This window comes from Pseudohalocynthiibacter aestuariivivens, assembly GCF_018457175.1.
GTDB lineage: Bacteria > Pseudomonadota > Alphaproteobacteria > Rhodobacterales > Rhodobacteraceae > Pseudohalocynthiibacter > Pseudohalocynthiibacter aestuariivivens.
In genome coordinates this window covers 126,122-138,203 of record NZ_JAGFNU010000007.1, presented here as the reverse complement: position 1 = coordinate 138,203, position 12,082 = coordinate 126,122, and the positions used below count along the sequence as shown (strand labels likewise).

The following is a 12,082-nucleotide window of genomic DNA, read 5'->3' as shown; positions in this document are numbered from 1 at the left end:
TGATCGCTACATAATCATCATCTCTTTTCTTCTTCTTTTATTAATTTAGAAAGATAGTGTAGAAACTTGGGGGCGATATAGAATGACCGACATCCTTACAGATTTTTATCCTTGGATTAAGACGCTTCATATTGTTTCAGTTATCGCTTGGATGGCAGGTCTTTTTTATCTTCCTCGCCTTTTTGTCTATCACACAGAAGAAGTTCAAAAAGGGTCAGATACAGATGAATTGTTTCAGAAGATGGAAGTTAAGCTTCTTCGCCTGATTATGAACCCGGCTATGGTTTCAACCTGGGTGTTTGGTTTGTTGCTTGTCTTTACCCCTGGCGTCGTAACCTGGGCGTTTGTCTGGCCGTGGTTAAAAGCTGCAGCGGTGCTTGGTATGACATGGTTTCATCATTGGCTTGGGTATCGTAGAAAAGATTTTTTACGAGGTGAAAATACTTTGACCGGGCGGCGATACCGGGTGATGAATGAGGTTCCCACAATTCTTTTGTTGGTAATTGTTACCTCAGTGGTGGTGCGACCTTTCTAAGGAATGTTGACTTGCAGGGGTTCTGGCCCTATTTGGTCTATCGAAACCAGCCGTCCGGCTGGGTAGATTCCCCACTGAACATTGACCGTGCGCCAATAAGGCCGGTCCAGAGAGCACCCCAATGACGAAAGAATGCCTGTCCCTTGCTGACCTGAAAATAAAAACGCCCAAAGATCTTCTGTCGATGGCTGAGGAGCTTGAGATCGAAAATGCGTCGACCATGCGAAAAGGCGACATGATGTTTTCGATCCTCAAGGAACGCGCGGACGATGGATGGGAAATATCCGGTGATGGTGTTTTAGAAGTTTTGCAAGACGGGTTTGGTTTTTTAAGATCACCCGAAGCAAACTATCTCGCTGGGCCAGACGACATTTATGTTTCACCAGAAATGATTCGTCAGTTTTCGCTGCGGACGGGTGATACAATCGAGGGCGTGATTCAAGCACCGCGGGACGGCGAAAACTATTTTGGCATGATCAGCGTCGCGGCGATTAACTTTCAAGAGCCGGAAAAAGCAAAACACAAAGTCGCTTTTGATAACCTTACGCCGCTCTATCCCGATGAGCGCCTCAAGATGGAAGTTGAAGGCGCGGTTACGAAAGACCGTTCAGCCCGCATAATCGACCTTGTTGCGCCAATTGGTAAGGGTCAGCGCGGATTGATTGTTGCGCCACCTCGTACAGGTAAAACTGTTCTTTTGCAGAACATCGCGAATTCGATCGCGATGAACCATCCAGAATGCTACCTGATTGTTCTTTTGATCGACGAACGTCCCGAAGAGGTGACGGACATGCAGCGCTCAGTTAAAGGCGAGGTTGTGTCTTCAACGTTTGACGAACCTGCAACCCGCCACGTTGCTGTTGCTGAAATGGTAATTGAAAAAGCGAAGCGGCTTGTCGAACACAAGCGTGACGTTGTTATCCTGCTTGACTCTATCACGCGTCTCGGGCGAGCCTTTAATACGGTTGTGCCGTCCTCTGGTAAGGTCCTGACGGGTGGTGTCGATGCAAACGCACTACAGCGGCCTAAGCGGTTTTTCGGCGCTGCACGGAACATTGAAGAGGGCGGCTCGCTAACCATCATCGCGACAGCATTGATTGATACGGGCAGCCGGATGGACGAAGTTATCTTTGAAGAATTCAAAGGCACTGGTAACTCAGAAATCGTTCTTGATCGTAAGGTCGCGGATAAGCGCGTATTCCCGGCGATGGATATCCTGAAGTCAGGCACCCGGAAAGAGGACCTGCTGGTTGATAAAATTGACTTGCAGAAAACATTCGTGCTGCGCCGTATCCTCAACCCAATGGGTACGACCGATGCAATCGAATTCCTGATCTCGAAACTTAAGCAAACGAAATCGAATGCTGAATTCTTCGACTCGATGAATACATAATTATTTAACTAAAACAAATAGTTAGTTAAAAATGGAGACGATTTATGCCCTGGCGACAGCCCGCGGAAAAGCGGGTGTTGCGGTTATCCGGTTATCCGGCCCGCGCTCTTTTTCTGCGATCGAAAACCTTGCCGGGTCATTGCCAGAACCACGCGTGGCCGGGCTACGGCCTTTGAGGGATGACGCGGGTCAATTGCTGGATGAAGCGTTGGTTTTGACCTTTGTCGAGGGTCACAGTTTTACAGGCGAGCAATCTGCAGAGCTGCATTTGCATGGCAGTCAGGCAACCGTGGCCGCAGTACTCAGAGCATTGGAAAAACAGGAAGATCTCAGGCTAGCAGAGCCGGGTGAATTTACGCGCCGTGCTCTGGAAAACGGACAGCTTGATCTGGCGCAGGTAGAGGGGCTTGCGGACCTGATAGAGGCCGAGACAGAAGCGCAGCGCAAGCAGGCCCTGCGGGTGCTGACAGGTGCCCTTGGTGACAAAGCAGCAGTTTGGCGGAGCCGGCTTATTCGGGCAGCGGCGTTGCTTGAGGCAACAATAGATTTCGCAGACGAAGACGTACCTGTTGATGTATCGCCAGAAGTGTTGGAGCTGCTGGCGGAAGTTGGATTATCGCTGGAAGAAGAAGCACGGGGCGTTGCGGTTTCTGAACGAATAAGAGACGGCTTTGAAGTGGCAATTGTCGGACCGCCTAACGCTGGAAAATCGACTTTGCTGAACGCCCTGGCGGGACGGGAAGCGGCAATAACATCTGAGTACGCAGGCACCACGCGCGATGTCATCGAAGTGCGTATGGATCTGAACGGTCTTCCGGTCACGGTACTAGATACTGCAGGTCTGCGCGAAACAGAGGATTACGTCGAAGGGATCGGCATTGCGCGGGCGATGGAGCGCGCAAGGCTAGCCGACATGCGTGTGTTCTTGCAGGGTGATGAAGGATCATACCTTGAATTGCAGCCGGAAGCCGATGATATCGTAGTCAAAGGTAAAGGTGACCTAAGGGGCAACGATGGGTTTAGCGTATCGGGGAAAACCGGGCTCGGGGTGTCGGAACTTATAGCGCGAATTGTAAAGATTCTGAATGTAAGGGTTGCGACCGCAGCGACCGCAACCCGCGACCGCCACAGGATCGCAATTGAACGAGCGATGAAGGCTTTGGAATCAGCGCGAAATGAGGTAATGAATGGCCCGGATCGCGCCGAGCTGGCGGCCGAAGAGATCCGGACAGCCATTCGCGCTCTGGATTCTTTGATAGGGTTGGTGGATGTCGAGAACATATTGGACGAAATTTTCGCGAGTTTCTGTCTTGGAAAGTAAGGAATGTTTCACGTGAAACATCGGGGATTTGATGTTGTAGTTGTTGGCGGAGGCCACGCTGGCGCTGACGCTGCTCTCGCGTCTGCCCGGATGGGTGCGCGCACAGCATTGGTAACTCTCAGCTTTGGTTCTATTGGTGTGATGTCCTGCAATCCGGCGATTGGCGGTCTTGGTAAGGGTCATCTCGTGCGCGAGATTGATGCGCTTGACGGTGCAATGGGCCGCGTCGCTGATAAAGCGGGTATTCAGTTTCGCCTTCTAAACCGACGCAAAGGCCCGGCAGTTCAGGGGCCGCGCGCGCAAGCGGACCGAAATTTGTACCGAAACGCGATGCAGGAAGAGATTTCATGTGCCCAAAACCTGACTGTGATTGAGGGCGAGGTTGTTGATTTAGTAGTTAAAAACGGCAAAGTCAGCGGGCTGAAACTGCAAGATGAAGCAGAGATTTTTGCGAAATCTGTCATTCTGACGACAGGCACTTTCTTGCGCGGTGTAATTCACATTGGAAATGTATCGCGCCCAGGAGGCCGGATTGGTGACAAGCCATCCGTCAAACTGGCCGAACGGATGGACGAGTTTGGTTTTGCGTTGGGGCGCCTTAAAACGGGAACGCCACCACGCCTTAAAGGAAGCACAATCCGCTGGGACTTGCTGGAAACACAGCCAGGCGATGACAAGCCAACCCTGTTTTCCTTTATGTCAAAGTCAGTTACGGCGCGGCAAATTTCATGCGGTATCACGCATACGAATGAACAGACGCATGAAATAATTCGGAAAAACCTAGAGCTTTCCGCAATGTACGGCGGGCACATTGACGGTGTCGGGCCACGCTATTGCCCGTCTATTGAGGACAAGATCGTAAGGTTCGCTGATAAAACCTCACATCAAATCTTTCTGGAGCCCGAGGGGTTGGATACAGACACCATTTACCCGAATGGTATATCAACGTCGCTGCCCGAGGATGTACAGAAAGCTTATGTAAATTCGATCTACGGCCTTGAAAACGCAGAGATTGTTCAGCCGGGATACGCGATTGAATATGATTACGTGGACCCGCGGGCATTAAAGCCGACATTGGAAACGAAAACTGTGCCCGGACTGTATTTGGCCGGCCAGATTAATGGAACAACCGGGTATGAAGAGGCTGCGGCGCAAGGGCTTGTCGCTGGTTTGAACGCGGCACTGGTGGCAACCGGTAGAGAGCCAGTAATTTTTAGCCGCGCAGATTCATACATCGGCGTCATGGTTGATGACCTGATAACAAGGGGTGTTTCTGAACCTTACCGCATGTTCACCTCTCGCGCAGAGTTTCGCTTGTCGCTCCGCGCCGATAACGCTGATCAGCGTTTGACGCCGATTGGCATTGACCTTGGATGTGTAGGTAAGGCCAGGCGCATAGCATTTGAGGAAAAAGGAGATGCGCTCGCCTCCGCGAAAGAAAAACTGTTAGCGCTTTCGATAACGCCGAAAGAAATCGCCGCTGAGGGAATAAACATTAATCAGGATGGCGTTCGGCGTTCCGGATACAGGCTGTTGTCTTTTCCGGATGTTACCTTTGGCTTGCTTGAAAAACTTGACCCATCGATGAGCGATATTTCAGAGGATGTGAAAGTTCAGCTTTCGCGCGATGCCGTCTATGAGAATTACATCGGCCGGCAAGCGAAAGACGTTGAGGCGATGCGAAGGGACGAGCAGCACAAGGTACCTTCGGATTTTGACTACGATGGTTTGAACGGGCTTTCAAACGAGCTTAAAAATAAACTGAAAACCGTTCAACCCCAGACACTTGCGCAAGCTGGCCGAATCGAAGGTGTTACGCCAGCGGCGTTGACTCTTTTGCTAGCTAAGCTTCAGCAGGCGAAAAGAAAGCGCTCTGCGTGACGGCTCGCGACGGCAGGGGTGCGTTTTGCGCGGAGATAGATGTTTCACGTGAAACATTGGATCGGTTGGAGTTTTACGCCGAACTTCTGGAAAAATGGAATCCCACGATAAATCTCGTCTCGAAAGCGACGATCGATGAAATCTGGACGCGGCATTTTCTGGATTCTGCGCAACTGTGTGATCTGGTGACTCGGGAGATCCATCACTGGGCCGATTTTGGGGCAGGCGGCGGATTTCCCGGTTTAGTTGTTGCGGTGTTGCTGAAAGAACGCTCTCCCGAAACGAAAATGACCCTGGTTGAAAGCGATAAAAGAAAAGCAACTTTCCTGCGTACCGCCGTCAGAGAATTAGCTGTAAATACAGATGTTGTTTCTGAACGAATTGAGGGGCTAACCCCCTTAAAAGCTGACGTTTTGTCTGCGAGGGCGCTCGCACCGCTAGTTAAGTTATGTGAGTACGCAGAACGGCACCTTGCGCCGTCCGGTGCCGCTCTTTTCCCCAAGGGTGCGAACCACGCAGAAGAATTAAAGGAAGCTCTTGCATCTTGGACGTTCAAAAGCCAAGAGTTCCCGAGTAAGACAAATTTAAATGCCGTTATTCTAAAACTTGGAGACATTGCGCGTGTCTGATCCGACTCGACCAACAGGACCAAAGATTATTGCCGTGGCGAACCAAAAAGGCGGCGTTGGCAAAACAACAACAACAATAAATCTCGGCGCAGCTCTGGCAGAGCTTGGCCTGAACGTAATGATTGTTGATCTTGACCCACAAGGAAACGCATCAACCGGGCTCGGCGTCGACTCAGATCATCGAAAGCTAACCACCTATGACTTGTTGCTGGGCGACGCAGCACTACACGATGTAGTGCAGCCAACCTCGGTAGAGGGATTGGTGATCATTCCCGCGACGACCGATCTTAGCTCAGCTGATATAGAATTGTTTTCGAGCGAGAAGCGCAGCTTTCTTTTGCACGACGCGCTTCGCCAACCGGCAATCGATTTCTTTGAGCTTGACTACATTTTGATCGATTGCCCGCCTTCGCTGAGCTTGCTGACCGTTAACGGCATGGTCGCAGCGCATTCGGTGCTTGTGCCGCTGCAAAGTGAATTCTTTGCGCTCGAGGGGCTATCGCAGCTTATGCTGACGATCCGCGAGATACGGCAAACAGCGAATTCTGGCCTAAGGATCGAAGGTATTGTGCTGACCATGTACGATAGCCGCAATAACTTGTCATTGCAGGTCGAGAAAGATGCGCGGGACAATCTGGGGGATTTGGTGTTTAAAACCATAATTCCACGAAACGTTCGCGTAAGCGAGGCCCCGTCTTTTGCGCTTTCGGTGCTTGAATATGATTCAAGCTCCAAAGGAAGTCAGGCATATCGTGCCTTGGCTCAAGAATTAGCGCAACGACACGGGACAATACTAAATATAGGGAGGGGCGAGGATGGCTGACAAAAAACACGAGCGTCGCGGACTTGGACGCGGACTATCGGCGCTTATGGCTGATGTCCAGGCAGACGAACGCAGCGAGGGGGCGGTTCCTGCCGCAGCAGACAGAAAAATCCCTATCGAGAAGCTTGTCCCAAACCCTGACCAGCCAAGGCGAAGTTTTGCTGATGAAAACCTTCAAGAGCTCGCGGCGTCAATTCGTGAGAAAGGCGTAATCCAGCCACTTATTGTCCGAGAAAACCCTAACAATACAGATACTTATCAAATTGTTGCCGGTGAAAGACGCTGGCGCGCAGCACAAGTTGCACAGCTGCACGAGCTTCCTGTCGTTGTACGCGATTTCAGCGATACCGAAGTTCTTGAGATTGCAATTATAGAAAATATTCAAAGGGCTGATCTTAACCCGGTTGAGGAGGCGATGGGCTATCGACAGTTGATGGACAGATTCGGCCATACACAAGAAAAGCTTGCCCAGGGGCTTTCTAAAAGCCGAAGCCACATCGCCAACCTGATGCGTTTGCTTCAGCTGCCGGAACCGGTGCTGGACATGCTTAGATCGGGCGATCTTACGACCGGACATGCCCGCGCGCTGATTACAACGGAAGATCCGCTGAAACTTGCAAAAGAGATTGTTGCGAAAGGTTTGTCCGTTCGCGAAACGGAACGGTTGGCTCAGGCGCCGAAGATAAAACCGACAGCAATAAAGCCACAGAGAGCAGAGAAAGACGCGGATACCCGCGCCTTAGAAGCAGACCTGTCAGCTAACCTTGGTATGAAAGTCATCGTTGACCACAAGCCAGGCCAAGATTCCGGCCAAGTTTTGATAAAGTACAAAACGCTGGAAGACCTGGATGAGCTTTGCCGGATACTGACAGCTATGCCTCTGGACGAGTCCAGATAAAAATCAGCACAGCGACAAGTACAACGGCCTGCAATGTTAGCACGGAGGGTGCGACGCTAAGCGCAAATGGTACAATGAACGCTGTAGCAATTGATGCCGTTGCCAGGATTTTGGCACGGCGACGTATTGCGCCGTTTTTTCGCCAGTCTTGAATGGGGGGTCCAAAAACCGGATGCGACAGAAGCCAGTTATACAAGCGCTTTGACGACCGAGCGAAGCAGAACGCCGAAAGAAGCAGGAAGGGCACCGTTGGAAGAATTGGTAAAAAAGCACCAATTAAACCGAGCGCGAGAGTGAAAAGACCAATGCTGACCCAAAGCAGCCGCATATTATTCCGCCAGTAGTTCGCTAAGAACTGAATTTAGCAACACACGGCCATTTGGGGTAGCGACCAGCCGGTCCCGAGTCTTAAACACCATCCCCAGATCAGCTAACCTATTGATATTAAGTGGGTTAATCCGATGACCGGCGAGCGCATGGAAGCGGTCCAGGTCCATTCCCTCAGCAAGCCGAAGGCTCATCATCAGGTATTCCAGCGCCTGATCTTCTTTCTTGACCAGCTCCCGGTACATTTCGCCAGTTCCTGTACCCTCAACCGCCTCAAGCCATTTTTGAGGATAGGAATGAGTTTCTATCGCTGTTTTCTCGCCCAATAGTGTTAGTCTACCGTGCGCGCCTGGGCCAATTCCGGCGTAGTCCCCGTAACGCCAATAAATCAGGTTGTGGCGCGATTCAAAGCCATTTTTGGCATGGTTAGAGACTTCATAGGCCGAAAGACCCGCGGTATCGCAGATCTCCTGGGTCGCCAGATACATATCCGCAGAAGCGTTATCGTCGGGAAGTCCGCCAAGCCGGCCGCGGTTGAATCGGTCTCCAAAAGCGGTGCCTTGCTCTATTGTCAGTTGATAAAGCGATAGATGGTCCAGAGACAATGAAAGCGCGGTGTCTAATTCGGCGCGCCAATCATCAAGAGCTTGATGCTGGCGCGCATAAATCAGATCAAAGCTCACCCGATCAAATGTTTTACGAGCAATATCAAGGGCTTCCATAGCTTCTGCGGCGCTGTGCAATCTGCCCAGGCGTTTCAAGTCTTCGTCGTTTAGCGCCTGAGCCCCCATTGAGACGCGATTAACGCCCGCGTCTCGATAGCCACGGAAACGCCTAGCTTCTATTGACGTGGGATTTGCCTCTAACGAGATTTCAACATCATTGGCCAGCGTCCAGGTGTCCGAGATTTTCTCAATAATCGCCGAAACCAGGGCCGGGTCCATCAGGCTGGGCGTACCGCCCCCAAAAAATACGGTATTTAGGACGCGCCCCCCAGTTTCTTCTCCAACGCGCTCAATTTCAGAAAGGAATGCATGCTGCCAACGGGCCTGATCCACTGACGACGAGACGTGAGAGTTGAAGTCGCAATATGGGCATTTGGACTGGCAAAAGGGCCAGTGAAGATAGAGCCCAAAGCCCCCATTTTGCCAATCTTCAGTCAAAACATCCATCAACCAGTTCTGAAAAAGCCGCGGCGCGGTGGCTCATCCCGTGTTTCTTCTCAGGGCTCATTTCGCCAAAGGTTTCGGACTCGCCATTTGGAAGAAACATAGGATCATACCCGAAGCCATGGCTACCACGTATCGGCCAGACAAGGCGCCCATCGACTTTACCCTCGAATAATTCGTCATGCCCATCCGGCCAGGCAAGACAAAGCGTACAATTGAAAGAGGCCGAACGAGGTTCTTTTGCGCCCATATCCTCAAGCTTTGACCAAACTTTACTCATTGCCATTGGGAAATCGCGCCCATCTGGTGTTTCAGCCCAGTCAGCCGTGTAAACGCCCGGCGCGCCATCCAACGCATCGACCATAATGCCGCTGTCGTCGGACAAAGCAGGCAAGCCGCTTTTTTTTGCAGCGAAATGCGCCTTTATGCGGGCGTTTCCGGCGAAGGTATCTTCTGTTTCTTCCGGCTCGTCAAAGCCAAGCGCAGCAGCAGAAACAACATCGACCCCGTGAGGGGCAAGAAGCGCAGAAATCTCCCGGAGCTTTCCAGCATTATGGGTGGCGACCACCAATTTGCCTTCCGTTAGCTTTCGCATTTCAGGCAACCGCAGCAAGTTGCGCAGCAGTCAATTCTGCAGAGCCTTTTTCAGCCAAATCCATGAGGGCATTCATTTGTTCGCGTGAAAAGGTTGACCCTTCGGCGGACATTTGAACCTCGATCAGTTTCCCAGACCCGGTCATCACAAAATTGGCGTCAACGCCGGCTTCCGAATCTTCGGGGTAATCAAGGTCCAGCACAGGCTGGCCAGCGTAGATTCCGCAACTGATAGCTGATACCGGGTCGAGCAATGGATCAGAAATGACCTCGCCCGTTTTCATTAGTTTGTTTACAGCAAGGCGCAGCGCAATCCATCCGCCGGTAATTGCGGCACAGCGGGTGCCCCCGTCTGCTTGAATAACGTCGCAATCGACCGTTATCTGACGCTCACCCAGCGCAACACGGTCAACGCCCGCGCGAAGACTGCGCCCAATCAGGCGCTGAATTTCCTGAGTACGACCAGATTGTTTGCCTGCGGCAGATTCGCGGCGCATTCTGGTATGTGTCGCGCGTGGCAGCATTCCGTATTCTGCGGTTACCCACCCAAGACCAGAATTCTTGAGAAACGGAGGTACGCGCGCCTCAAGTGACGCGGTACATAGCACATGGGTCTCTCCCATCTTGATCAGGCAGGATCCTTCGGCGTGTTTTGTAAAGCCGACCTCGATGGAAACCGCACGCATCTCATCGGTTTGTCTTGCAGAAGGGCGCATAAAAATATCCTCTATCATAAGCTTGCGGGGTGATACCCGGACCTGCTCAAAAAAGGCAAGCACGATTGATGCGAGCCACGCGTGCAATTTAATGTCAGTATGCATATATAACGGTGAGATATGGCAGATCGCTCAGAAATGTATAACGAAATGAACGACCGCTCGCGCGAAGTTTTTCGCCGCGTCGTTGAAAACTATCTCGAAAGCGGTGATCCCGTCGGATCCCGTACACTGACACGTACGTTGAGCGAAAAAGTGAGCGCAGCGACAGTCCGAAACGTCATGCAAGACTTAGAATTCATGGGGCTTTTGAACAGCCCGCATGTTTCGGCGGGCCGTATACCAACACAACAAGGCCTACGCATGTTTGTAGACGGGTTGTTAGAAGTTGGGGATCTAGATAAAGACGACCGCGAAAAAATCGACGCGACACTCGGATCAAATGAGCGTGACGTTGGAACAATGCTCGACAGGATAGGCTCAGCGCTGTCGGGGCTCACACATGGTGCAAGTCTTGTACTGGCTCCGAAACACGAAGCACCGATAAAGCATATAGAGTTTATTCACCTGGCTCAGGACCGTGCGCTTGTTGTTCTTGTTTTTGCAGACGGACACGTGGAAAACCGCGTTTTCACCCCGCCTAAGGGACAAACGCCTTCATCGCTCCGCGAGGCCGCAAATTTCCTGAACTCATTGGCGGAGGGAAGAACGCTCGCAGAGCTTCGGTTTAAAGTCGGCCATGAAATAAAAGTCCGACGTCAGGAAATTGATTCACTGGCCCGCGACATGGTTGAAAACGGAATGGCCCTCTGGGAAAATGAAGGCCAGCATTCTGAACGTCTGATCGTAAGGGGCCGTGCGAATCTCCTGGATGAAGAGGCGGACACCGAGGGCCTTGATCGCATAAAAAACCTGTTTGACGATCTTGAACGAAAGCGCGATATCGCTGAATTCCTCGAATTAACCGAAGAAGGAGAGGGCGTTCGCATTTTTATTGGCTCTGAGAACAAACTCTTTTCACTTTCGGGTTCCTCTTTGGTGGTTTCACCATATATGAACGCTGATCGAAAGATTGTCGGTGCAGTTGGGGTCATCGGGCCCACGCGGCTCAACTATGGGCGGATTGTACCGATCGTGGATTATACGGCACAGCTGGTCGGGAAACTGATTTCCGACCGAAGCTAAGGGACTAAGTCATGGCTGACGCAAAAAAAGAAGATTTTCTGGACGACATCGAGACAATCGAGGCAGAGCTTTTTGCCAAAGACGAAGAAGGAGCAACGCAAGAAGAGATCGAGCTGGACGAGCTCGAAGTTTTGCGGGCAGAGCGGGACGAGCTGAAAGACCGCTTCATGCGTGTTCTGGCAGATGCGGAAAACTCCCGCAAACGCAGCGAGCGTGACCGCCGCGAAGCCGAAAATTATGGCGGCTCAAAACTGGCGCGTGACATGCTGCCAGTGCACGATAATTTAAAGCGCGCAATTGAATCAGTTACTGATGAACAGCGCCAAGCGAACGCAGCGCTGCTTGAAGGTATCGATCTGACAATGCGCGAGCTTGTAACCGTGTTCGCAAAACATGGCATCGAACAAATTGCACCGGAAGTCGGCGATCGGTTTGATCCAAAGCTGCACCAGGCGATGTTTGAAGCCCCAGTCCCTGACACCAAAGCAGGTGATATTATACAGGTTATGGCAGAAGGCTTCTTACTGCACGACAGGCTGCTCCGGCCAGCGCAAGTTGGTGTTTCATCAACGCCTTCGAAGAAATAAGATAAGCCCCGGCTACAAGCCGGG

Annotated in this window: 13 protein-coding genes; 9 read left to right on the top strand and 4 right to left on the bottom strand. The window is 51.6% G+C overall.

The window, feature by feature from the left end; all coding sequences use genetic code 11:
• Positions 1-82: 82 nt before the first annotated feature.
• The 7 genes from hemJ (at position 83) to J4E70_RS11905 (ending at position 7,480) form a co-directional block, all read left to right on the top strand.
• The gene (hemJ, locus tag J4E70_RS11935) at positions 83-535 is read left to right on the top strand and encodes a protoporphyrinogen oxidase HemJ (RefSeq protein ID WP_213889668.1); all 453 of its coding nucleotides are present in this window, start codon (positions 83-85) and stop codon (positions 533-535) included.
• A gap of 121 nt (positions 536-656) precedes the next feature.
• Positions 657-1,928: a transcription termination factor Rho gene (rho, locus tag J4E70_RS11930; RefSeq protein ID WP_213889665.1), complete on the top strand. Its 1,272-nt coding sequence runs from the start codon at positions 657-659 to the stop codon at positions 1,926-1,928.
• A 31-nt stretch (positions 1,929-1,959) separates the two neighbouring features.
• Entirely contained in the window at positions 1,960-3,249 is a 1,290-nt protein-coding gene (mnmE, locus tag J4E70_RS11925) for a tRNA uridine-5-carboxymethylaminomethyl(34) synthesis GTPase MnmE (RefSeq protein WP_213889664.1), read from the top strand.
• Positions 3,250-3,252: 3 nt separating this feature from the next.
• Positions 3,253-5,130 (top strand): tRNA uridine-5-carboxymethylaminomethyl(34) synthesis enzyme MnmG, encoded by a 1,878-nt coding sequence (mnmG, locus tag J4E70_RS11920; RefSeq protein WP_213889663.1) that lies wholly within the window; start codon positions 3,253-3,255, stop codon positions 5,128-5,130.
• Between the two features lie 65 nt (positions 5,131-5,195).
• Positions 5,196-5,759: a 16S rRNA (guanine(527)-N(7))-methyltransferase RsmG gene (gene rsmG / locus J4E70_RS11915; protein ID WP_246531721.1), complete on the top strand. Its 564-nt coding sequence runs from the start codon at positions 5,196-5,198 to the stop codon at positions 5,757-5,759.
• Positions 5,752-6,582 carry a ParA family protein gene (locus tag J4E70_RS11910; protein WP_213889660.1) on the top strand — a complete coding sequence of 277 codons (831 nt, stop codon included), beginning with the start codon at positions 5,752-5,754 and terminating at the stop codon, positions 6,580-6,582. The genes rsmG and J4E70_RS11910 overlap by 8 nt, the downstream gene beginning before the upstream one ends.
• Positions 6,575-7,480, top strand: coding sequence for a ParB/RepB/Spo0J family partition protein (locus J4E70_RS11905; RefSeq protein WP_213889659.1), 906 nt, complete (start codon positions 6,575-6,577; stop codon positions 7,478-7,480). The genes J4E70_RS11910 and J4E70_RS11905 overlap by 8 nt, the downstream gene beginning before the upstream one ends.
• On the opposite strand, the gene J4E70_RS11900 is transcribed toward J4E70_RS11905, so the two are convergent.
• From J4E70_RS11900 to rph, 4 genes are read right to left on the bottom strand one after another with little or no spacing between them, the layout of a single operon-like run.
• Positions 7,455-7,808 (bottom strand): YbaN family protein, encoded by a 354-nt coding sequence (locus tag J4E70_RS11900; protein WP_213889658.1) that lies wholly within the window; start codon positions 7,806-7,808, stop codon positions 7,455-7,457. The two genes, J4E70_RS11905 and J4E70_RS11900, sit on opposite strands and share 26 nt — an antisense overlap.
• A 1-nt stretch (position 7,809) precedes the next feature.
• Positions 7,810-8,979 (bottom strand): radical SAM family heme chaperone HemW, encoded by a 1,170-nt coding sequence (gene hemW, locus J4E70_RS11895; RefSeq protein WP_213889654.1) that lies wholly within the window; start codon positions 8,977-8,979, stop codon positions 7,810-7,812.
• Positions 8,963-9,571, bottom strand: coding sequence for an RdgB/HAM1 family non-canonical purine NTP pyrophosphatase (gene rdgB / locus J4E70_RS11890; RefSeq protein ID WP_213889653.1), 609 nt, complete (start codon positions 9,569-9,571; stop codon positions 8,963-8,965). The genes hemW and rdgB overlap by 17 nt, the downstream gene beginning before the upstream one ends.
• 1 nt (position 9,572) lies before the next feature.
• Positions 9,573-10,286, bottom strand: a complete 714-nt coding sequence (gene rph / locus J4E70_RS11885) for a ribonuclease PH (protein WP_213889652.1) — start codon at positions 10,284-10,286, stop codon at positions 9,573-9,575.
• Between the two features lie 120 nt (positions 10,287-10,406).
• Here rph and hrcA point away from each other — a divergent pair, with 120 nt between their 5' ends.
• Entirely contained in the window at positions 10,407-11,471 is a 1,065-nt protein-coding gene (hrcA, locus tag J4E70_RS11880) for a heat-inducible transcriptional repressor HrcA (protein ID WP_213889650.1), read from the top strand.
• An 11-nt stretch (positions 11,472-11,482) separates the two neighbouring features.
• Positions 11,483-12,058: a nucleotide exchange factor GrpE gene (locus J4E70_RS11875; protein WP_213889648.1), complete on the top strand. Its 576-nt coding sequence runs from the start codon at positions 11,483-11,485 to the stop codon at positions 12,056-12,058.
• The last annotated feature ends 24 nt before the right edge of the window (positions 12,059-12,082 follow it).